Consider the following 22344-nt stretch of genomic DNA (forward strand, 5'->3'; position numbering starts at 1 on the left):
TTTTTTGCCTGTTACTTGATAGGATGCGCTGAACGAAAAATGAAAAAACTACTAATACTAATTGCTGTTTGTCTAAGTGTTTTAGAGGCCACTGCCCAGCAGGTAAAAAAGACCTTTGAAGCGGTAAGAACGACCGACAACATTAAAATAGACGGGGTATTTGATGAGGCTGCATGGGCCGAAGCTCCGATACTTGGAGACTTTATTCAAAGAAGACCAAACCCTGGCCAGCCTTCTGAAAGAAAAACAGAAGTAAGATTGCTTTACGATGATGAAGCTCTTTACATAGCAGCTAAAATATATGAGGAGCGCGACCAAGTCTTCAACCTCCTAACCAATAGAGACAACATCGGTAACTCAGACTATTTTGGGGTAACCATAGACCCCTTTCAGGCAGGACTTAACGGTGTGGGTTTATTTGTAACCGTTGCTGGTGTACAATATGATGCACTTTACTCTAACGGTGGAAATGAAAGAGTCTGGGGAAATGATAATGACTGGAATGCCGTTTGGCTTTCGAATACCCAAATTAATGACGACCACTGGACAGCTGAGTTCAAAATACCTTATGCAGTTCTTCGATTCAACTCAGATGAAATCCAGCAATGGGGAATTAATTTCATGAGAAAATCTACCTTCTTAAATGAAGACTCATTTTGGAACCCTATCGACCCTCAGATTGATGGCTACCTAAATCAAGCTGGTTCAGTTACTAACCTTAAGAACATAGAAACTCCAACTCGTCTATTCTTTTATCCATATGTATCTACAGTGTTCAGCAGAACTTCTGAAACAGGTTTTGTAGACCCACAACTAAATGGTGGAATGGATATTAAGTACGGCATTAATGATGCATTCACTCTAGATGCTACATTGATTCCAGACTTTAGCGGTGTAAGATCAGACAACCAAGTACTGAACCTTTCTCCCTTCGAAGTACGCTTCAATGAAAACCGCCAGTTCTTCACAGAGGGAGTAGAGCTCTTCAACAAGGCGGGGCTATTCTATTCTAGAAGAATAGGAAGTACCTTTCGTAACATCACGGAAAAGATTGACGATAACGAATCAATTATTAGTCGTCCTCAAGCAGCACAACTAATCAATGCCTCGAAAATTACAGGTCGAACAAATGGTGGACTAGGTATTGGCTTCTTCAATGCCATTTCAGACAGAACCTATGTTACGGTTGAAAATAATGAGACTGGCGAAACTAGAGAAGTTGAAGCCGACCCACTTACCAACTTTAATGTGATTGTTCTAGACCAGAACCTTAAGAACAACTCTAGTGTAACGCTGACTAATACTAACGTAATGAGAGGCAAAAATGCTGATGATGCGAATGTAACTGGCGTGAACCTTAACCTTAATGACAAAACACTTACATGGAGGCTTAGAGGTTTCTATGCCTATAGTCATATTAATTCTTACGGGTTAGAAACCGGTGCAACCTCCAGCAAAACTGGCTATAAATACAACCTACAGTTCTCAAAGACAAGAGGCAACTTTCAATTCAACATAAGCAGAAACCTAGAGACAGACGATTATGACATTAATGACCTAGGTTTTTTAAGAAGAGCGAATAGACTAGAACATAATGCCAGGCTTTCTTACACTCAATTTGAGCCAAAAGGGGCTTTCAATAATTATAGCTACAGCTTAAGGTTTGAACATAACAGGCTATATAACCCAAGTCAGTTTGCCGAATTCCAAATAAGCAGTGGTTTCAATGGTACGTTTAAAAACTTCTGGAGCGTGTCTTTAGATGCTAATACTACCCCAACTACTTCTTATGATTTCTTTGAAGCAAGACAAGAGGGCTATGTATTTGAAAGACCAGAGAGCTTTTCAGTAGGAGGCAGATTGAGCACAGACAGTCGTAAAAATGTACGGATCTCTACCAGATATAGATACTGGAACCGTCCAGACTGGAACCAAACAGATCAATTCGGAAATATTTCAGGCAGAGTAAGAATTGGAACAAGAGCAGAGATAGACCACAACATAGAATTCTCTAACCGTGCTAATGAAAGAGGTTACGTAACTCGTTTATACGATAATAGTGGCAATCTTGAAAATGTAGTCATTGGTGTAAGAGATGTTAGGAACTTAACCAACACACTTTCTTCTAGCTATATTTTCACCAACAGAATGGGCCTAACCTTCCGCTTGAGACACTATTGGAGCCGAGTGGAGTATAACGACTTCTTAGAAATCACGGAAGATGATGAACTTAGAGACATTGAGTATACTGGAATTGATGCCACAACAGGAGATCCTTTGCACAACAGAAACTTCAATCAGTTTAATATAGATATGGAGTATAATTGGCAGTTTCTTCCAGGAAGTGAAATTCGAGTAATCTGGAAGAGAGCCATTGGCACAGACGACCTAAACACTCATTTAGATTTCTTCAATAATTTCAGCAATACATTTTCAGCATCAAACTTTGATACAATAACTGTAAGAATGGTGTACTTTGTTGACTATCTTAAGATCAGGAACGTGTTCCGAAAATCTTAATCAACAAAAGACTCAGATATTAATTTTTTAGCTCACCTCTATTTATCAGACAACCATAAAGAACTCACCGTAGGCAACTTTATGGGTGACTTTGTTAAAGGCAGTCAGTTAGACTATCTACCTGAATTGGTAGCCAAAGGGGTGATTCTTCACAGAGAAATAGATAGCTATACGGATAGCCACCCCATAGTACTTAAAAGCAAAGACAAGCTTCGCGAAAAATACAGGCATTATGCTGGGGTAATTGTAGACATGTACTACGATCATTTTCTGGCTATCAACTTCAATAAATATCACTCTCTTAAGCTGAATGAGTTTGCTCAACAGAAGTATGCGCTTCTGCAAAACCACTGGGACTTAATTCCTCCACGTGGCCAGAACATGCTCCCCTACATGATTAGGGGAGACTGGTTGACGAATTACGCCAAAAAGGAAGGTCTTCACAGAGCGCTTACTGGACTATCGAGAAGGACCAAATTCAAGTCTAACCTTGAAATGGCCATTCAAGACTTAGTGGCTCACTACGATGAGTTCGAAGCAGAGTTTAAGCAGTTCTTTGATGAAATTCAGCCGCATATTTCCCAATTCAGGGAAGATTTAATTATTTCGAAGCTATGATTATCTCGCGCCCTAAACGCCAAACCATTTTCGCCTTAATAACCAGCACACTTATCTGCGGAATGGGCTCCGTTTATTTAATGCGTCATGTACTAGAAGAACCAGCCACATGGAAGTACATTGTGCTTGGCGTTCTACTATTAGGTACATCTGTCTTACTTTACAAACTGCTATTCAACTATAAAGTATTAAAGATCAGTCACGATCAGGTCCATGTTTATTATCCTTTCAGATTCTATAAGTCGGTTCAGGGTATTAAAGAACTTGGAGCCTGGCAAGAAGTAATTATCGAAACCAACAAGACTCAGTTCAAAGAGTTGAAGCTTGTTTTCAAGAACAAAGGCTTTGTGAAAATCACTAACCAAGAAAACAGTGATTACGATAAAGTGTATAAATACATTAAGAAGAAAGCGCCTAAATTAGAGGTAAAAGAATGATCAAGAATGTGCTTTTAGTGGCTCTTGGCGGTGGACTTGGCAGCGCTTTAAGGTTTCTCGTTCAAGAAGCACTTCATAAGCAAATTCTCAACTTTTCTCCTTACGGCACTTTTGCAGTTAACATGCTTGGCTGTTTTCTTATTGGCCTATTTATGGGCTGGGCTCAGGGCGAAAAGTACCTGACCGAAAGCACCAATCTACTCCTTATCTCAGGCTTTTGCGGTGGCTTTACCACCTTCTCTACTTTCGCCATGCAAGGCAACAACCTACTACTTGAGCAAAAACCAATACAAGCTATTCTCTACATCGGACTAAGTGTAATGGTAGGAATGGGATTAGCTTATTTGGGCTTGAAGTTGGGGAAATCTTAATGACTCCAATTATACTGATCCAACTCCTACAGGCAGGCAACCTAACAGCAAGGTTATCTATACTTTATATTAACTTCTAAGATTAGATTTCGTATTTTCACTAACATGAACTATCAAGAGTTTTTAGAAATCAGAGCAGATAAGCGATTTGGTAAACCCACTATAAAGGGCACTCGAATATCGGTTTATGATGTACTCAACTGGTTATCCAATGGAATGAGCCGAGAAGACATCAAGTCTGATTTTGAAGAGATCAGTGACAAAATGATAGATGCATGTCTGGCTTACGCTGCAGATAAAGAAAGAAGACTGATCTCGGTTAAGTGAAGCTCCTTTTTGATCAAAACATATCACCAAAAATCCTTAAGAAACTCCCTAACGATTTCTCGGAATGCACTCAAGTAAGATTTGTAGGATTGGAAGATTCATCAGACTTAAAAATCTTTGAACATGCAAAAAGAAATGGTTTTGCTGTAGTTACATTCGATTCGGATTTTGTGGACTTGAATGCTCTTTATGGGACACCTCCCAAAGTCATTTATCTGAATACAGGAAACCTCACCACTCAGAATATATCTGAACTTATCCTGAATAATTTACTTACTATCCAACATTACTTGAACTCAACTACAGACGATATTCTTGAGTTGATTAAAAACTAATGACTCCAATCATACCCATCCAACTCCTGTAGACAAGCAATCAGTAGATCAATAGCTCCTTGAATATCATCTTTATCGGCCATTTCTATTACTTGGTGCAAGTGGCGTGTTGGAATAGAAATAGCGCCTGAAATGGCTCCATCTTTGCCCATTCTTTGAACCCCCGCAGTGTCTGTACCACCTGCAGTAAGAATCTCCGGCTGCCATTGAATATTTCTCTTATCCGCTGTCTTCTTCATAAAATCTACCATGCGGTAATCGCAAATAGTAGAAGCATCCATGATCTTCACTGCTACACCTTCACCTAATTTGGTCACCATTTCATGAGGCTGAGCTCCTGGCAAGTCGAAAGCAATGGTGGTATCTAGACCAAAACCGAAATCAGGATTAATACTGTGAGCAGAAACATTTGCCCCTCTTATTCCCACTTCTTCCTGAACAGTGAATACACCATAAACATCGTAAGGCTGATCTTGAAGGTTCTTCAGTGCCTCAATGAGTATGAAGACAGAAACCCTATTATCTATAGACTTACAGTTCACACAATTACCCATTTCAATTAGCTCTCTCTCGCGAGTTATTGGATCGCCAATAGAAATAACAGCCTCTACCTCTTCTTTAGACATTCCAAGGTCTATGAAGTAGTCTGAGGTCTTCGCTACCTTTTGGCGCTCTTCTTGGCTCATTACGTGAATGGGCTTACTACCCATTACACCTATTACATCTTCTTTACCGTGAATGATCACTCGTTGAGCGGTTAGGGTTTTCGGGTCGAAGCCACCTAGCGTATGGAATCGTACGAAGCCTTTATCATCGATATGGGTCACAATAAAGCCAATCTCATCCATGTGTGCGGCCACCATGGCTTTCTTTCCTTCAGGGTTGTTATTACCTCTTTTAATGGTAATTACATTACCCAGATTATCGACACGAAGTTCATCTACATGATCTTTCACTTCCTGAATCACCAAATCACGAACACGTTTTTCATAACCCGGAGCACCGGCAACTTCACAGATTCGTTTTAACAAAGAGATATTAATGGCCATAGTTTTAATGCAATTAAGTTCTATTCAACAAATTCGAACCATAAAGTTGAAAGCAGCAACCCTTCTATTCCCTAAAGGGGGCAATTCAATAGGCTTGGGTTTCCCTTTAGGGTTAGGGTTGAAACCTATAGCAATGAAAACAACTTTATGGTTTAAATACAATCCAGAGATTTTTCTTCCTTCTAGATTTATGGCCGAATATAAAGCTTGTAAAAGGTGTTTGAAAGAGGGAACTACAAATCTTCAGCTATAGTGAAGACTACAGTCAGAGAATAGACACCTGGCTGATAGCCCATTCCAGGGGTTAGTTTGTAATCAATTCTAAATCGGTGGGTGAAAGGATTATTAGAGCCATCACCAGGGGCATTGGTTCCTACACCCGAATTAACCAGTGCATCATCGGCTCCAGAACCAATGAGGTAAACCGGGTTAGATACATCCCTGAGTTGAAAGAAGTTATTTTGTTGTGAGGTTCCGCCAGGGCTTACCGCTCTTATTTCCAAAATAGAAACCGGTACGGTTGAAGAACCTGCGCTTGAATAAGCCGTGAGTAGATCCCACTGACCTGGGGTGGTAGTTTGAGCACCAACGTAAAGGTCCCACTCAGCAGAAGACTCAACTCTAAACTCTGTGGCATTTGGCCTAATAACACCATTGGTATATTGGCGTATTGTGGTAAAGGTAAAGTCTAAGTCAGTACCTCTTGTAATAGAAATGTCCAATGACTGGGCAAAACAATAAGAGGCAAAAAGGTGAAAGACAGTAAGAAGGAGCAACCTTCTGATCATATGCGAAATTAAGCAATATAAATATATAAAAAGGGATAACATTTGATGCTATCCCTTTTACCAATCAACATAAATCGAACTAACTTATTTACTACGTCTTAGTAAATCTGTATTTCTTAAAATTCTTAAAGGTCTTCAGCTAGCGTGTAAATCACGTTCAAACCGTAGTAACCAGCCTGATATTGTGCAGTCAAAGTAGGGATAATTCTGTAGTCTACTCTGAAGAAGTGAGAATCAGGAGTTGTAAGGTAAGAACCAGCAGCAACACCGTCACCAGCAGCAACAGTACCTACAATATCCAATCTTGTATCAGTAAGAGCAGTAAAGTTTGGAAGAGCAGAAGTACCTGCACCATCAATTACTCTTACTTCTAACAAAGTAGAAGGAACTGTAGAAGTACCAGCACTTGAGAATGCTTGCAACTGAGCCCAGTTAGCAGTCTCAGCCTGAACGTAAAGATCCCAAGGCACAGTAGACTCTACTCTTAGTTCAGTTACGTTTGGCTTAATGATACCATTTACATAGCTAGGAATAGTGTTGAAAGTGAATTCAACGTTAGGGTCTGTAGCCAATGTTAGATCCAACACACCTTGAAGATCCATAGCTACATAAACGAATTCGTTATCGTCTGGTAAAACTTGTGCGTTTGCACTGTTCGATAAAACTAGGGCAAGAACTGCCGCTACGGCAAACGCCTTAATGTTTAGTAATCTTTTCATGAGTATTAATGTTTAGGTTAAAAGTTTAGACATGTGAATATATGGACTTATATTCATATATACAAATATCACTTAGAAATTTCTCAGTTTTTTCGTCTCCTTTTTTAGTGAGTAGTATTGAAAACTGCCATATGAGAAATTCAAGTGCGCCCATCTATTCTTTACTTTTTTCTTTAATTTCTATTTCTATTTCCGCAGCCGCCACTTCATCCCTATTTCCATAATCCAACACACCCAGAACAGAATATTTGCCCGGTGGATAATCTTTAGGAATTAAAAAGGTGACATCGCGATTACTAGCAGGTAACACGGTAAAGTTTCTCGGTTTAAGACGGCTAATCTCGCCTGTTTGCAGATTGGTAAACTCAGCGTAAGAATTACATTTCAAGAATGTTTCTCCTACATTTCTAAGCCTAAGTATCAGCTGATCTTCGTCTTGCTTGAAGTCTATCAACTCTCCTTTTGCATATACAGCATTGGGAGGCGTTTGGAAAACATAAACGCCAAAACGATACGCCTGATTTAAATTTACAATTAGACCATCACCAGTTTCTTGCTGCCCTTGTCTCTCTTCGCTAAGCCTAATATAGGCTACAGCCCAGCGAGCCATTAAAGCAGTAGAATCTTGGGGAACATCCATCACAACTCTAATTTGTTGCGACTCTCCCGGATCTAATTCAAATAAAGCCGGTGTGGCACTTAACCAATCTGCACAAGATCGAGCCATCTCTCCTTTAGAAAGGAATTTACTCTTACCTGCACGTGAAGCATCAAAGTCTCCAAAGTCTACCGTAAAGGTTTGTCTACGTTCGGCATTGTTCGTCACCGTAATCAGTCCAGTCGAGGACCCACCCGGGCTTACCTTGTAGTTCAACCGTGTTGGCGAAGTGGAGATTTTCTGACCGAAAGCATCAAAAAATGATAGGAACATCAGCAGTACAATTACTGCTGCCCCCCTCGTTCGATTGTGTTGATAATTAATTTTCATTCTTATGTTGATCGTTATTACTTATTATCGTTGTTGTTATCAAACTTCTTGATATTCAGCTGCCTTCTCTTTTCAATCAGGTAGAAAGCCAACTGGTAGTTTCCTCCTAAATTATTTACATCTAAGGTGTAAGACGACTGGGCAAACTCAAACTGACTATCTATAGCCTGCTCATTTACTCTTATGGTGTAAGTACCGAAAGGAACATAGAGCCTGAACTGACCAGAGAGATCTGTCAAGCTGGTATAAGTTTCTCCACTACCATCAGTAGCCGTTACACGAATACCATTCAGCTTCATCCCTCCTTCTCCTAAAGCTGAATATTGTGCCTTCTGCAGTAGTATATTTCCAACAATCTGCACGCCTCTCTTCAGCGGGATATAAACTGCTTGGTCAGAGTTCATGTCAACCTCAATGCCCTTAGACTTAAACCAGCCTTCAGCATTGGTTAACAATTCATTTTCTACCAAGTACTTGCCTTCCGGAAGGTTTCTGAAGTAAACCACACCTTCCTCGTTTGTCATCAGCGCCTGCCCATTCACTCTAACAATTACATTTTTCTCAAACTCCTCTCCCTGATCTCTCTTATTGTTTCCATTCAAGTCTTTAAAGACCACCACCTCCAAGTCGTGCGACTTCTTACCAGGCTTTTTAATGTTGAACTGCTTTTTAAGCCCTAAGCGCAGAAACGCATTGCTCTGGTTGAAAGGGTTGAACGCTTGAGTACCAAACTCATTGACACTAGCCAACGGACTCTCCCCTTGTTTTATACTGAAGTATTCTACCGTCATGTTAAACTCAAGACCATTCTTAGAGAAGTAGGTAACTTGAGGAGACATATTCATTCTCCACCTAGCCAGAACCGACTCGTATGCCATTGTTACCATAGGCCGAACCGATACACGAGCCTTAGTGAAATTAAGCTGGGCAAAAGCGCTGAGGAATAAAGATTGAGGATTAATGCCATCTTCTACCACCCTCAGATTGTCTAATACATTAAAAGGGCCGTAATAATATCTTGCAGAAAGATTCAGGTTCTTGTAGCGTAAAGTGTTTTCCCATCTCGCCACCATGTAGGGCTTGTTCTCATAATCTAGCGCTTTAGTAAAGCCCGAAAAGAACCTAGTATAAAGCTTGGCCTCTTGCGTTTTATTGGTAGCAAAGCTCAGCCCCATACCTGTTGTTGTGGTTCTTAGATCTAATACTTCATCGTACTGAAAGCGAGGATAAAGCACAAAATTTCCATTTTCTGTAGACCAACCAAATTGTCCTTCAAAAGAATTTCTGGCAAAATAACGTCTCGGAAAAAGTATCCCTTTACTATATATCTCAGGGTTTCGGCTGTTCATATTCACCCTTAATCCTAAGAATTTACTATCAGTTAAATTGTATCGTGCATTGGTGTTAAAGTCCGTTGAACCTCTAAACTGTGAAGAGTAGTTTGGCGAATTATATCGGCCTTGAGCAGAAATACTTACCCCTTGAATTCTGCCAGTATAGCGGGCTGTGGCACCAAAACCTGGGGTCTTAAAGGCATCTCCACTCACTGGCTGATGATCTTCCATGGAGTACCCCAGCTTAACATCTAAAATACTTTGGTTTGGCAACCTGTAATTAGCTCTGAAGGTAGCTAAGTTTCTATTTACCTGATTGAACTCATCGTCTTGGTTTACTATCTCTGCTGTAGCATTTAGGCCTTGCATAACTCTATAGCGAACCGAACCTCCAATACTGCTCAAGTCATTGTTTACATTGCCATTTTGCGGCCTGGTTACATAGATGGCAGAAACTCCCAGTTTATCGAAGTAATAAGAGCCTTTAACACCAGTACCATTGAGTAACAACTCCATATTCTGGCCAATATCTCCTGCCGATACGGCATACTTTGGTGTTCTGTATTCTGCAAAGCGATAGGAGCCCAAAAACTGCGTACCAGCAATGCTATTACTAGAAATTATAGTCTGATAGTAATAGCGAAGGAAGCGATCTTCTCCAAGATCGGCCTCCCCGCTGAGATCTAGACTGAAATTTGTAAATTGAGACAAAACATTGTATGTGTTAAACTCTACGTTGATGGGAATGCTAGATTCGCCATACTCAGACTTAAACTTGTGCTCTTGTTCTAGCCTTTTAAAATCTACTCTTCCTCCCCAGCTAGCCCTTTGTCCAGCTACATCTTTAACTTGAATATTTACTTTGTATTCGGATTGATTTGTTTCTTCTGAATCAATAGCCCCTGCAGTAAAGAAATTTTCCTTCTTAGCCTCTTCGTCAAGCTGAGCGGTAAAAGTTAGCGTAGTATCTATATCTACGGGAAGCTTAAGAGGCAATGCATTGTCTGCAAATGGATTGCCTTGATTGTCTAAAATTTTGACCTTCACATTCGGGTTGAACAAAACCACAACGTCTTCGGCCGAATTCCCATCATTTCTCAACTTAAGCTGAAATTGAGCCTCCTTTTTGTCTGCCGGAAAATAAACTTCCGATTTAACCAGCGAAGCGTACCACCTAGACACCTTAACCACTTGCATAGACCATGGAGTTGAAGCCAACGGAACTCCATTTCCTGTTAAGGCAGTAGCATTAATAAAATAATTGACATTTCCTGTTGCCGATTTCTCTGGCACTACTCTTATGGGAATAAAGAGGCTATCGTTATTGGCCACATTGTACATTCTATCTTCTGCACGAACTCTAGACCAATTGGGAGGAGTAGCTATTTCTATCTTAAAGACCGATCTGCGACCTGTGCGATTAACCACCTTCAGAACGTTGGAGGCAACCTCATCTACAGAACCACTAGTTTGGGATTTGATAAATTGGAGAGTGAGCCCACTCGCTGCAATTTCTTGCGCCTGAATTTTAGCTTGAGCAAATATCAGACAAAGAAGTATACAGCTAGCGCTAACCATAAAGGAGAATGACCTCCTATGTCTGGGGCTACACGTAGTCAAAATAAGTTAGTTCTTCTGGTGTTAGGTATCCAAATATAAATAGAATGTAAGAAAACATCCTAATGGATAAGAGGCGATTTTATTGTAATTCCGAGCATTTTAAGTGCAAACGGACAATTTTTAGTAAGAACTTACTTATTCATGTATTTAAAAACACATAGCTGCTGTCAAAAAACTTGACAACCCGAAGAATTTTGAACTCAAAATCTGTGGTCAGATTCAAAATTATGCCTCTGAACTACGTGTAAAACAGAGCATTTTTTTGAAAAAAAGAGAGCCCACCCGAACAACGTCCAGATGAGCTCAGAATTGACTAGAAATTAGCCTTTAATGCTATTATAAAATTGACCCCTGCTCCAGAAATACCTGAAGTATATGGCCTATACCTTTGATCTGTTATATTCTCAACGCCAGTAGTTACCGTAAAAGTGTTACTCAGTAAATATTGGGCTTTAAAGTTTAAAGTATACCACGAAGGAGCATACGGATTTCCATTGGCATCGGCTGCATAAATCTCGGTTTTCCCCTTTTCATCTTCTGGCAAATCTTCAAAAGATACCTCCGCATGATAATCTGCATATAAGCTAAGCCTCCATTTGTAAGCAGAATAATTTAGCCTACTAACACCAAAAGCAGGTGCTGCATGCCTCATCGGGCTTTTATCTCCATTGTCTAGCTCTTCCTCACCATGTTGATAATTATACATGGTTGAAAAACTAAAACCAGCAGGCAATTTCAATTCTGCCCCCACTTGAAAGCCATAAACTGTGGCATTTGCTGCATTCTGAATAGCCTGAACTCTACTGAGCTCACCATCATACATTATCTCATCCATGCCATTCAACTGAAAGTCTCTTCTTACCATTGCGTTATTCAAGTAGGTATAAAAGCCTGTCAGCTCAACCTTTAGCACATCAGAAAACACCTTAGCTATTCCAAAGTCTGCATTGTAAGCCGTTTCAGCTTCCAAGTCAGGGTTTGGCACCACCACTGAACCAGGTTCAGAATCGAATACCTTCCCTACATCATCAACATTTGGCGACCTAAACCCCGTAGCTAAATTGGCATTGATCACCCACGAAGAAGAAGGCATTAATACTGCTCCAAAACTTCCTGTTAGTGCACCTTCATTAAGGTTTGCCGTTTCAAAAGGAAAGGGGTAAAAACTAGTGTCGAAAGATGCATCTAACGTAAACTGATTGTACCTGAGCCCAGCCTGCAATGTCAAAATCTCAGAAGCTTTATACTCTTGAGTAACATAGGCTGCGTATGACGCCCAATCTGCTTGCGGATATCTAGAAGGACCAGGCTGCGATGTTCCGGTACTGATGTTTTGATCTATCCCTGTTGAGGTAACATCGTTCAACACCCATTCTAAACCATAGAACAGTTTACTTCTAGCGCTAAGCGATTTGATAAAATCTAGATTGGCTGAGTAGGCCTCTACCTCTTCTGTCCTCACTGCCCTTTCTGTACTATTAAGGCTTCTATCTCTGCGGCTTTCCTCAAAATGTTGCTGAGCTAGTCTTATAGTCATCTCATCGAATAAGACCGAACTGGAGTTATGAGAAACATTAAGGTTGTTCATCATCCAAATCTGAGGGCCATAACTCCATTCGCCATACCTTGGCTGTCCATTTCTCATTCTATTATGCCTATCATACCTACCGTAACTAGAAGTTTGAGAATAGTGGAACCCATACTGAAAATCCCAATTCTCGTTCGGCTTAAAGCGAACCTTCTGCATAATATTATATTGAGTGTAGCCACTAGGATTCTGTACTCGCGGATCTTCATTTTCCAACACCAAATCCTCACCCCCACCCCTTTGTACTACGTAAGGCTTCAGGTAATCTTCTGGGCCATTGCTGCCCTGGCGTAAGTCGTCAAAAATATTCCCGCTAAAACTGGTTACGAATGCCCACTTGTCTAACCCAATGTTAAAATCTGCATGAACAGTTTTCTCCTTATTGGCTGTAGCATAGCGCATATTAGCCTTACCAGTTACCTCTAACTGATCGGTAACTGAGAGTTTTGGCTTCAACGTTTGAAAACTCATAACACCGCCAATGGCATCACTTCCATAGATTACGGAGCCCGGACCAAAAGATATCTCGGTGCTTTCAATAGCAAAAGCATCTAGAGAAATCACGTTTTGGATGTTCCCTCCTCTGAAAATGGCGGTATTCATGCGCACACCATCTACAGTGTAAAGCAGCCGGTTTGTTGCAAAGCCGCGAATCATAGGACTTCCTCCACCCTGCTGACTTTTTTGGACATATACCTGACCGGATACGCTAAGTAAGTCTGCGGTAGTCTGCGGGTTCATGAATGCCACGTCTTTCGGAGTAATTGAAATCACTTTCTGCGGAACCTCAGCACTAGATTGATTCCACTTTGTAGCCGAAACCACAAATTGATCTAGCTCTAAAGAATTTGGCACTAGGTAAACCTGAAAGCCTTGATTCTCTAGCTCATAGTAACTCATGGTAACGGTGGCATAACCAATCATTCGAATCTGAATGGAGTCTGCGCCACCAAATTCTGAGATATCGGCCTGACCTCGAGCGTTGGTGGTAAGCACCACATTATCTCTATCACTGACAATCATGACCAACTCTAATGGGGCTTCATTTTCTTGATCAAGAACAGTGATTACCTGCGCCTGAGCCATGAAAAAACTCATGAGAAACAGGAGCAGAAAAATTAATTTCTTCATTTAAGATTATCTATTTAAACATTAAAAAATACGTGTTTGAGCCTACTCAGAAGAACTGAGAGACACGTAGTAAGAATATGTTTAAACAAATAATGGAGGAGGAACTGGAGGAGCCCAACGAAGAGATGTATATGAATTGATATACTCGTTGAACGAGTTATTTTCTATAAAAATAAAAGGTTGCTCTTCTGGGGCACCACCATTGTAATGCAGCGATTTTAAAAGTTTTTCGAGTTGGTTTTGATTTTGTTGCTGATCGGCATCTTGGTTCATTGCCATAGCTACTAACTCTGCCAGTTTATTCTTGATTTTTGTCTCAACCTTATCCCACCAAACATAATAGGTAACAGAATCTCCAACCTCTTCTTGCTCCACAACATCGTAACTCTGGCCGTTGTACATAAACTCCCGCTCATGCTCCCAGTCTAGGGCCTCGGCCTCTGCTTTGGAGAAGGTAAACTGAACAAGCTCACCTTTGTCCATTCCTTGTAGAATTTCGCGCTCTATCTGCTCTCTTACTTGCCATTGTTTCACTTTTAGAATGGTAAAAGTAAACCCCAATGGTGCTATAAAACACATTAGCAAAAGAAAGGATGATATTTTACGCGAGCGTTGCTTCATCTTGGAACATTACGAATGTAAAAACATCTGTTCAATAAATTACAACTGCTCTGACAGGTGGAGGTTTATTGCTTTAACCTGCGGAAAGAATTATTTAAAGCACCCTTTTAACAGACCAATTTATAGCCATAGCCCCGAACATTAAGTATCTGAATGGCATCATCTTTCGATAGCTTCTTTCTCAGCTTTGTAATGAATACGTCCATACTTCTGGCATTGAAGAAATCGTCACTTCCCCAGAGCGTATTTAAAATGAGCGTACGTTCTGTAAGGTCGTTTTTATGTAGGTAAAGCTCATTCAGTAATTGTGCCTCACGATGAGTAAGAGACTCTTCAGTACCATTGAAGCTCAAAACCTGCCTAGAGTAATTGAATGAGTATTTCCCGATTCCCACCGTTTCAGAAGCTCCGTTTGTTCCTTTCCGGTCAATTAATGCTTTGATACGAACAATGAGCTCTTCCATAGAGAAGGGCTTTTTGAGGTAATCATTAGCCCCATAGCCGAACCCTTCTACAACGTCTTCAGTACGGCTTTTGGCCGTCAGAAAGATGATAGGAATACGATCATCTTTCCTTCTAATCTCTTTAACCAAGGAGAACCCATCTTTTTTTGGCATCATTACATCGAGCACCAAAATTTCTGGTTCTTCCTCTTCGTACTTTAGCTTTGCCTCTTCTCCATCGGCACAGAAAACTACCTCGAAGCCCCGGGTCTCCAGACTTTCCTTAACAATAGTCCCTAAGGCCAATTCATCTTCAGCCAACAGAATTTTATGCTTTGTCATCGTTAAATTCAATTGAAAAAAGAGTTGAATTAGGCTCCACAGAAAGCCCAACTTTACCACCGTGCTTTTCTACCAAAGTTTTGGTGTAATAAAGGCCAATGCCAAAACCTTTCACATCATGCACATTACCGGTAGGTATTCGATAGAACTTGTCGAAAATGCGCTGCTGCTCCTGCTTACCAATCTTACCTCCACTGTCTTTTACTTGCCAAACTAACTGCCCTTTGGTTTTAGACAAGCTAATGAGCACTTCATCACCTCCATATTTAATGGCATTATCTACCAAGTTACCAATGGCATTTTCCATGTGAAATGGATCTATCTCAAGCCAATGCTCTGTTAAATCGGTTTGAAAAGAGAGTTTTTTACTCCCCTTAATCACATGAAACTTCTCAAATATCTGACGCGTAAAGCCAACTACTTCTACGTCTTCTTTGGCTATTTCTAGCTCGTTAGAATCTAGTGAAGCTGTTTCTAACAGCTTTTCAACCATTCCGTTCAACTTTTTCAATTGCCCCTGCGAGATTCCAACATATTTAGCAGTTTTTTCAGGATCATTCATTTGGTTGAAGTTGGAGATTCCCTCCATAGCCGTTGAAATTGTGGCTATTGGCGTTTTGAATTCATGCGTGATGTTGCTGATTAAATCATTCTTAATCTCAGCCAATTGTTTCTGTTCAGTTATAATTCCATACAGATACATCATGGTCCCAATCACCACAATGGTAATTATTAATGAAATGAGTAAATCTACCCCTCCTCGTTTAAGAATATTGAGTGAGGCATTCTCAAATCTGAGTTCTATCCGCTGATCTTTCGAAAGAAAAGTATTGTTAGATTCAACCGTAAGCGGATAGTCAGAGCTATTAAAGTTTGGTTCGGAATAGACGGTATCTCTCTCCTCTTTAAAAGCCATAATTTGATTACCGTCAAACCCTACCTTCACCTCCAGCGGCCCGAGTTTATTGGTAAACAACACCAATACATGCCTCACCTTCATATCCCGTCTATCTAATTCCTCTTCTAGAAGGTTGTTTAGCGTATCTAGCTTAATATCCTTGCCAGATAAAGACAGTACTATTTTCTGAGCAAAGCCTTTTAGGCTTTTCAGAGAGTCTGTAAAGCCAATCTCCATGCTTTTGGAATATGTATGGTTTTCTGGTAAAGAACTGGAGTCTGACACCACACTAGAAATGCTTATAGACTCAATCATTGAGGGGTTCAAGGCTGTATCAAAAGCAAATACAGATTTAGAGTCTACCATCTTTTGAACAGCTCCTCTTATAGAATCTCTATTGTTAAGATAATGCACAACTTTATCTACATCTTGAGCTCCATTGTTGGTAGACCAAGCACCTCTAATCATAAGATTTGACCCGGTATTACCAGTTAGTCTCTGCACTTTAAGCCCCAGTTGATCTTTGGTTATTTCAGCAAAATAGGCCTCCAAGCTTACATCTAAAGACTGCTGCATATCATTAACAAAACGCTCCTTATTCAGCTGGTAATTCTGAATACTTCTGTACACCTGCGCCCCAATAGTAACTATGGCGGTAGCAGCTATCACATAAATTATTCGCTTGAATTTCAATGCATTCACGCTTCAAATATACGGACTTCAACATCAGTTGATTGGCAGCTTAACACACGTTAACACTGGTTAACTCATTGTTTTCTCTATTCAATTCAGATTTGTAGGGTATTAAAATCACTCCAATGAAAAATCTCAAAAGACAACTCGTTCTAGCTATCGGAATAATGATAGCCACCCTTATTTCCGTAACAGCCCAAAACTTTCAGGGTATTGCCACCTATCAATCATCAAGGAAAATGAATGGCTTTTCTATTAAGAGCGACCAGATGACTCCCGCCATGCAAGCACAAATAGAGGAGCAAATGAAAAAGCAATTCCAGAAAGAGTATGAGTTAAAATTCAACCTTAAGGAATCTATTTGGTCGGAAGTTGAGAGTCTAGATGGAGGACCTGCAACAGCTTCGGCAGGAGGTTTAGTAATAAGAATGGCAGGGGGAGGAAGTACCACCTACAAAAACACATCTGAGAATCTCTATCTGAAGGAAACCGAGGTTTTCAGCAAGCCTTTTTTAGTAAACGACACACTAAGTAAAAGAGAGTGGGAGCTTACAGACGAAAAAAAAACCATAGGCAATTACCAAGCCTACAAAGCAGTTTTCACAGATGTGAGAGAAAGCCGAACTATCTCATTCAACAGCCAAAGTGATGGTGAGAAAACCGATGAAGAAGTGGTGCCAGAGGTTAAAATGGACACTATAAAAATAGAAGCTTGGTACACCCCTCAAATTCCTGTTTCTCAAGGACCAGATGAATACTGGGGACTTCCAGGTTTAATTCTTGAGGTTAGTGATGGCAAAATGAGTTACGCCTGCACCAAGGTAATTTTAAACCCAGAAGAAGAGGTAAAAATCAAAAGGCCTTCCAAAGGAAAGAAAGTAACCCGTACTGAATTGAGAGAAGAAATTGATGCCAAAACCGCAGAAATGACTGAAAAATTCAGCAATGGAAAAGGAGGCATCAGCATTAAAGTAGGAGGCAATTAATTAGTCCAAAGGTCAAAAACTCACAACATGAAAAGGTTTATACTACTCTTAACACTTTGCCTTGCTTTCTCTACCATGAGTTTAGCTCAAGAAAAAGTAATTTTTAGCGGTGAAGTCAGAGATTCAGAAGGCGCAGTTTTAGAATACGCCAATGTCTTAGCCATTGACACCCTAAGTAAAAAAATGGCCGGATTCAGCGTAACTAATCCACAAGGAGGCTTTAGAATACCATTAGAAAAGGGAAAAGTCTACAACATCAAGGTCAGCTTTGTAGGCTTTCTGCCTTTTGAACAACTCTATGAAGCTAAAGAAACCAATACCGTTCCTTTCTCCATTCAGCTTTCAGCAGACAGCCAAAACCTCGGAGATGTGGAAGTGGTCAGTGAAATGCCAGTACTCATTCAGGGTGACACTATTACTTACAAAACAGAGGTTTTTACCCAAGGCAATGAGCGCAAGCTAGGCGATGTTTTGGAGGACTTACCAGGCTTTGAAGTAGATGAAGATGGTGGTGTAAAAATTCAAGGCAAATCAGTTAACAAGGTGCTGGTAGATGGCAAAGAGTTCTTTGAAGGCGATACAAAACTAGCCACTAAAAACCTCCCAGCCAATGTGGTAGACAAGGTACAAGTACTGCAAAACTACAACAACATCAGTCCATTAAGCAGTGTAAACAACAGCGAGCAATTGGCACTGAACATTCAACTTAAAGAAGACAAGAAAAACATACTTTTTGGAGATATAAGAGCTGGCGCTGGCCCAGAAGAAAGGTATTTAGGCCACATTAATTCATTCTTTTATAATGCTAAAACCAACATCAACCTGATTGCCGATGCCAACAATGTTGGTCAACTGGCATTTACCATGAATGACTATTTCAGGTTTACTGGTGGCTTTGGAAGTTTTGCTAGAGGAGCTGGCTCATCATTTCAGGTTTCTAGCAACTCATTAGGCATTCCTATGGCTGAAAGAAACAATGCACAAAGTTTAAAAAACGAGCTCGCTGCCCTTAATTACAATTTCGCCCCAAGCAATAAATGGAACATTTCTGGCTTTGCTATAGGGTCTAGTGTAGATAACACCATGGGGTCAATTTCCAACAGAACCTATATTCTTCAACCTAACGCCAACCAAGAGGTGTTAACCTCAGAGCAAAGAGTAAAAAGCTCTTCCGGACTCTTTAAAGCTGGGGTAAAATACACTCCAAGCCCCAATTTGCAGGTAGATTATAATGCCTTCGGCCGAATAGCAGACATTCAAAACTACAGTTCTCAGAACTCTACATTCGGCAATCAATCAAATGACATTGAAGGAAACACCACTCAGGAACCCTACTCCATTGAACAACAACTGAGGGCATTTTGGGCACAGAATGAGAAGAATATTTTTTCATTCGAAGGATCATACCAGAGAGAGGTTCAAGACCCGACTTATAACCTTATTAATTCTGGTCAGCCTTTCTCCTCAATTATTCCAATGACAGGAAATAGTCCGTATGACCTTACTCAACTAAAAGAGGTAACCACCAATAAACAAGAAGCTGCCCTCAACTACTATCGTGTACTGAATAAGACCAATCACATCAACCTGAAGGTCGGAAACACATATTCTAGCCAGAGCCTGACCTCAAGCATGTTCGAAAGATTGGCCGATGGAACTACCAATACATTCAATCAGACTGATTTAATGAATATGGTAGACTACACGTTTGAAGATTACTACGTGGGCTTATTATACAAAACGAAGTTCAACGATCTTGTACTTACTCCATCACTAAACCTACACAGGTATCAGGTAAATGCAGATCAAAACAACTTTATTGGTGGCTTCGATAAAACTATGCTTTTGCCTGCTCTAAACGCAAAGTATAACTTCAGAAGCTCTCATTCACTTACACTTAATTACGATGTAGCTGCTCAGTTTACCGACATTCAGAACTATGCCGAAGGTCTTATTGTAAGAAGTTACAACTCACTTTTTAGAGGAAACGTGAACGTGATGAATAGCCTTTACCATACAGTAAACATCAACTACTTCAACTTTAACATGTACAACTTCCTCAATATTTATGGAGGGCTGAACTATGCAAAAAGGCTAGATGATGTTACCAATATTGTAGAATTCAATAACCTAGAAAGAGTAAACACCCCAACCAATATTAACACTACCAACGAAGCCGTAACAGGCTACGCCAATATAGAAAAGCGCTTTGACGACTTTAGAGCAAGTCTTAATGCAAATTGGAGCAGAAGCATTAGCAACAATATCATTAGCGACACCCCTAATGAGAACATCAATTTTGTGGAGAGTTACAAAGCCAAACTCAGTACTACCTTGTTTAAAAAGCTATTCTTAGATTTCGGCTACTCTGTTTCTCTGAGTAATTATGAAGGAAATAACACTTCCAGCAAATTTGAAAATCATCAACCTTTTGCCAATCTAGAATTTAACTTCCTGAAAGGCTTCTCTTTAGAAGTAGACTATGAATACAACAGCTATGTATCTCAAACAAACCCTACGCAACAGTTCGATTTGATGGATGCAGAGTTAAGATATAGAAAAGAGGGTTCAGCATGGGAGTTCAAAGTTGAAGGAATGAACCTGTTCAACACCACAGGCATTAGAAGAGATTCGTTTTCTGAAAGTCTGATTAGCACTTATGAATACTTTATTCAGAAACGTTACTGGCTTTTTACAGTCATGTATGATTTGTAGGAGCCAATGTACTTTTGCGAGCTTGACGGAAACCTCTGTTAAGCTCGCAGATTTCATTAACGAGCGAAAAAAGTTCTTACCTTATCAATCACATACTCCTGCTGATCATCAGTCATTCCGGGGAAAATCGGTAATGAAAGTCCCTCTTCTTGAAGTTTAAATGAAACAGGAAAATCTGTTGGTTCAAGGCCGAAGTCTAAATAAGCCTTAGTAAAAGGAAGAGCCTTCGGGTAGTGAATTTGGGTTTGAATGCCATTTTCATTGAGAAAGCTTTTCAACTCATCTCTTCTTGAAGTCAACACATTATAAATGTGAAAAACGTGATTGTTACCCCCAGCTGTTTTCGGTAGAACTAGATCGCCACAGCCCGACAAAGACTCCGAGTACTTCTTAGCAATTTCGTTTCTCTGCCCATTCCATTCGTCAATGAAATTCAATTTTAAAGAAAGTACAGCTGCCTGAAGCGTATCCATTCTGCTATTCATTCCAGGAAATTCATGCGTGTGCTTATCTGCAGCTCCATGGTTGGCCATTTTTCTACAGGCCTTATAAAGTTCCTTATTGTCGGTAACAAGAGCACCAGCATCGCCAAGTGCTCCTAAGTTCTTGGTGGGATAAAAACTGAAAACCGCGGCATCACCAAAGCTACCGGCAAACCTTCCTTTATGACTAGCAAAGTGTGCCTGAGCACAATCTTCTACCACTTTAAAATTATGCCTAGTTGCTATTTCCGAAATAGCCTCCATATCAGCCAATTGGCCATAAAGATGCACAGGAATTACAGCCTTTGTGCGTGGAGTTATTGCTTGTTCAAATGCCTTCGGATCTAAGCAATAAGTTGTTGAATCTACATCTACAAAAACTGGTTTAGCACCCAAATTAGAAACCACTTCAGCATCTGTTATCCATGTCATAGCGGGAACAATCACCTCGTCATCGGGACCAACCCCAAGCATCTTTAGCACTATAAAAAGTGCATCGGTGCAGTTGCCAGTGGAGTAACAGTATTTTATACCGAGCTTATTTGAGAAAAGATTTTCAAACTCAGTCACCTGCTTGCCATAGACAAAATAAGACTCATCTATTACCTGCGAATAAATAGTCTGAAGCTCCGTTTGAAGCGATTCATGTATGATTTTTAAATCTAAGTATGGCACTCTCACGCTTGAAAGATAGTTAATTTTCTCACTGAAAGTGGAGAGTTGCACACCACTTCACTATCTTCAAATTCAATCCAAATATTAGAGCACTATGGCCACACCAGAAGAAATACTAAAAACTATGATTAGTAACATGCCAGAAAAAACTGGAAAGTCTTTAGAAGAATGGCACATTGCTTTAAAAGCTACCGGTTTTAAAAAGCACGGAGAGCTCATGAAAGTGTTAAAAGGCGACCATGGGGTAAGTCATGGTTTCGCCAACACTATCGCTCAACTATACCTGAAGCCAGAACTAATGGCTCCAAAGACTTCATCTGAAGACTCTTTAGATGATGAATTACTTAAGGGAAAAGAGGACATGATGCCGGTATTCAAAAAAGCCAAAGCCATGTTTGAAGCGATAGATGGTGATGTTGAATTCTCTTATAAAAAGACTTATATCAGTTTACGCACACCAAGGAAGCAATTCGCTTTATTACAGCCAAGCACCAAAACTAGAGTAGATATTGGATTGAACCTGAAGGGTGTGGAACCCGAAGGAAAAGTAGAAGCAGCGGGCAGTTGGAACTCAATGGTTTCTCATAGAGTAAAAGCTACTCAACTCGAAGACCTAGAAGGAGTTCAGGAATGGCTACAAAAGGCCTACGATGCTAATAGCTAA

Annotated in this window: 19 protein-coding genes; 9 read left to right on the top strand and 10 right to left on the bottom strand. The window is 40.3% G+C overall.

Annotation, left to right across the window (positions count from 1 at the left end; translation table 11 throughout):
• Window positions 1-39: 39 nt before the first annotated feature.
• The 6 genes from T7867_RS02620 to T7867_RS02645 all read left to right on the top strand — a co-directional run bounded on the left by T7867_RS02620 (window position 40) and on the right by T7867_RS02645 (window position 4608).
• The gene (locus T7867_RS02620) at window positions 40-2520 is read left to right on the top strand and encodes a DUF5916 domain-containing protein (protein ID WP_068215482.1); all 2481 of its coding nucleotides are present in this window, start codon (window positions 40-42) and stop codon (window positions 2518-2520) included.
• Between the two features lie 18 nt (window positions 2521-2538).
• Window positions 2539-3138 (top strand): acyl carrier protein phosphodiesterase, encoded by a 600-nt coding sequence (locus tag T7867_RS02625; protein ID WP_068215484.1) that lies wholly within the window; start codon window positions 2539-2541, stop codon window positions 3136-3138.
• On the top strand, window positions 3135-3575 hold the full coding sequence (locus T7867_RS02630) for a hypothetical protein (RefSeq protein WP_068215486.1): 441 nt from the start codon (window positions 3135-3137) through the stop codon (window positions 3573-3575). The genes T7867_RS02625 and T7867_RS02630 overlap by 4 nt, the downstream gene beginning before the upstream one ends.
• A complete protein-coding gene (crcB, locus tag T7867_RS02635) occupies window positions 3572-3946 on the top strand; it encodes a fluoride efflux transporter CrcB (RefSeq protein WP_068215488.1) in 375 nt (124 codons plus the stop codon). The genes T7867_RS02630 and crcB overlap by 4 nt, the downstream gene beginning before the upstream one ends.
• 105 nt (window positions 3947-4051) lie before the next feature.
• The gene (locus T7867_RS02640; RefSeq protein WP_068215489.1) at window positions 4052-4273 is read left to right on the top strand and encodes a DUF433 domain-containing protein; all 222 of its coding nucleotides are present in this window, start codon (window positions 4052-4054) and stop codon (window positions 4271-4273) included.
• A complete protein-coding gene (locus tag T7867_RS02645) occupies window positions 4270-4608 on the top strand; it encodes a DUF5615 family PIN-like protein (protein WP_068215493.1) in 339 nt (112 codons plus the stop codon). Before T7867_RS02640 ends, T7867_RS02645 begins: the two co-directional genes overlap by 4 nt.
• Here the strand turns inward: T7867_RS02645 and T7867_RS02650 are convergent.
• From T7867_RS02650 to T7867_RS02690, 9 genes are all read right to left on the bottom strand, one after another.
• On the bottom strand, window positions 4605-5657 hold the full coding sequence (locus tag T7867_RS02650; protein ID WP_068215495.1) for a M42 family metallopeptidase: 1053 nt from the start codon (window positions 5655-5657) through the stop codon (window positions 4605-4607). The two genes, T7867_RS02645 and T7867_RS02650, sit on opposite strands and share 4 nt — an antisense overlap.
• A 233-nt stretch (window positions 5658-5890) precedes the next feature.
• A complete protein-coding gene (locus tag T7867_RS02655) occupies window positions 5891-6445 on the bottom strand; it encodes a hypothetical protein (RefSeq protein WP_068215499.1) in 555 nt (184 codons plus the stop codon).
• 125 nt (window positions 6446-6570) lie between these two features.
• Complete coding sequence (locus tag T7867_RS02660) at window positions 6571-7164, bottom strand: hypothetical protein (protein WP_068215501.1); 594 nt, start codon at window positions 7162-7164, stop codon at window positions 6571-6573.
• A 154-nt stretch (window positions 7165-7318) separates the two neighbouring features.
• A complete protein-coding gene (locus tag T7867_RS02665) occupies window positions 7319-8152 on the bottom strand; it encodes a fimbrial biogenesis chaperone (protein WP_157717460.1) in 834 nt (277 codons plus the stop codon).
• A 17-nt stretch (window positions 8153-8169) separates the two neighbouring features.
• Complete coding sequence (locus T7867_RS02670) at window positions 8170-11064, bottom strand: carboxypeptidase-like regulatory domain-containing protein (protein WP_068215506.1); 2895 nt, start codon at window positions 11062-11064, stop codon at window positions 8170-8172.
• 355 nt (window positions 11065-11419) lie between these two features.
• Complete coding sequence (locus T7867_RS02675; RefSeq protein ID WP_068215507.1) at window positions 11420-13825, bottom strand: TonB-dependent receptor plug domain-containing protein; 2406 nt, start codon at window positions 13823-13825, stop codon at window positions 11420-11422.
• A gap of 81 nt (window positions 13826-13906) precedes the next feature.
• The gene (locus tag T7867_RS02680; protein ID WP_157717462.1) at window positions 13907-14446 is read right to left on the bottom strand and encodes a hypothetical protein; all 540 of its coding nucleotides are present in this window, start codon (window positions 14444-14446) and stop codon (window positions 13907-13909) included.
• A 107-nt stretch (window positions 14447-14553) separates the two neighbouring features.
• Window positions 14554-15231, bottom strand: a complete 678-nt coding sequence (locus T7867_RS02685; RefSeq protein WP_068215509.1) for a response regulator transcription factor — start codon at window positions 15229-15231, stop codon at window positions 14554-14556.
• Entirely contained in the window at window positions 15218-16822 is a 1605-nt protein-coding gene (locus tag T7867_RS02690; protein WP_157717463.1) for a sensor histidine kinase, read from the bottom strand. The genes T7867_RS02685 and T7867_RS02690 overlap by 14 nt, the downstream gene beginning before the upstream one ends.
• 125 nt (window positions 16823-16947) lie before the next feature.
• Here T7867_RS02690 and T7867_RS02695 point away from each other — a divergent pair, with 125 nt between their 5' ends.
• The gene (locus T7867_RS02695) at window positions 16948-17808 is read left to right on the top strand and encodes a GLPGLI family protein (protein WP_068215514.1); all 861 of its coding nucleotides are present in this window, start codon (window positions 16948-16950) and stop codon (window positions 17806-17808) included.
• A 27-nt stretch (window positions 17809-17835) separates the two neighbouring features.
• Window positions 17836-20523 (top strand): TonB-dependent receptor, encoded by a 2688-nt coding sequence (locus tag T7867_RS02700; protein WP_157717464.1) that lies wholly within the window; start codon window positions 17836-17838, stop codon window positions 20521-20523.
• Window positions 20524-20579: 56 nt separating this feature from the next.
• On the opposite strand, the gene T7867_RS02705 is transcribed toward T7867_RS02700, so the two are convergent.
• A complete protein-coding gene (locus T7867_RS02705; protein ID WP_157717465.1) occupies window positions 20580-21680 on the bottom strand; it encodes a DegT/DnrJ/EryC1/StrS family aminotransferase in 1101 nt (366 codons plus the stop codon).
• 94 nt (window positions 21681-21774) lie between these two features.
• On the opposite strand from T7867_RS02705, the gene T7867_RS02710 reads away from it, so the two are divergent.
• The gene (locus T7867_RS02710) at window positions 21775-22344 is read left to right on the top strand and encodes a DUF4287 domain-containing protein (protein ID WP_068215519.1); all 570 of its coding nucleotides are present in this window, start codon (window positions 21775-21777) and stop codon (window positions 22342-22344) included.

The sequence above is a fragment of the Roseivirga spongicola genome (genome assembly GCF_034376045.1).
In the GTDB taxonomy this organism is placed as follows: domain Bacteria; phylum Bacteroidota; class Bacteroidia; order Cytophagales; family Cyclobacteriaceae; genus Roseivirga; species Roseivirga spongicola.

Excerpts from the sequence above, each read along its gene's own strand:
- T7867_RS02695 (WP_068215514.1), top strand. The coding sequence starts at position 16,948 with ATGAAAAATCTCAAAAGACAACTCGTTCTAGCTATCGGAATAATGATA.
- T7867_RS02655 (WP_068215499.1), bottom strand. The coding sequence starts at position 6,445 with ATGATCAGAAGGTTGCTCCTTCTTACTGTCTTTCACCTTTTTGCCTCT.
- T7867_RS02620 (WP_068215482.1), top strand. The coding sequence starts at position 40 with ATGAAAAAACTACTAATACTAATTGCTGTTTGTCTAAGTGTTTTAGAG.
- T7867_RS02630 (WP_068215486.1), top strand. The coding sequence starts at position 3,135 with ATGATTATCTCGCGCCCTAAACGCCAAACCATTTTCGCCTTAATAACC.
- crcB (WP_068215488.1), top strand. The coding sequence starts at position 3,572 with ATGATCAAGAATGTGCTTTTAGTGGCTCTTGGCGGTGGACTTGGCAGC.
- T7867_RS02670 (WP_068215506.1), bottom strand. The coding sequence starts at position 11,064 with ATGGTTAGCGCTAGCTGTATACTTCTTTGTCTGATATTTGCTCAAGCT.
- T7867_RS02640 (WP_068215489.1), top strand. The coding sequence starts at position 4,052 with ATGAACTATCAAGAGTTTTTAGAAATCAGAGCAGATAAGCGATTTGGT.
- T7867_RS02665 (WP_157717460.1), bottom strand. The coding sequence starts at position 8,152 with ATGAAAATTAATTATCAACACAATCGAACGAGGGGGGCAGCAGTAATT.
- T7867_RS02680 (WP_157717462.1), bottom strand. The coding sequence starts at position 14,446 with ATGAAGCAACGCTCGCGTAAAATATCATCCTTTCTTTTGCTAATGTGT.
- T7867_RS02700 (WP_157717464.1), top strand. The coding sequence starts at position 17,836 with ATGAAAAGGTTTATACTACTCTTAACACTTTGCCTTGCTTTCTCTACC.
- T7867_RS02675 (WP_068215507.1), bottom strand. The coding sequence starts at position 13,825 with ATGAAGAAATTAATTTTTCTGCTCCTGTTTCTCATGAGTTTTTTCATG.
- T7867_RS02685 (WP_068215509.1), bottom strand. The coding sequence starts at position 15,231 with ATGACAAAGCATAAAATTCTGTTGGCTGAAGATGAATTGGCCTTAGGG.
- T7867_RS02710 (WP_068215519.1), top strand. The coding sequence starts at position 21,775 with ATGGCCACACCAGAAGAAATACTAAAAACTATGATTAGTAACATGCCA.
- T7867_RS02650 (WP_068215495.1), bottom strand. The coding sequence starts at position 5,657 with ATGGCCATTAATATCTCTTTGTTAAAACGAATCTGTGAAGTTGCCGGT.
- T7867_RS02660 (WP_068215501.1), bottom strand. The coding sequence starts at position 7,164 with ATGAAAAGATTACTAAACATTAAGGCGTTTGCCGTAGCGGCAGTTCTT.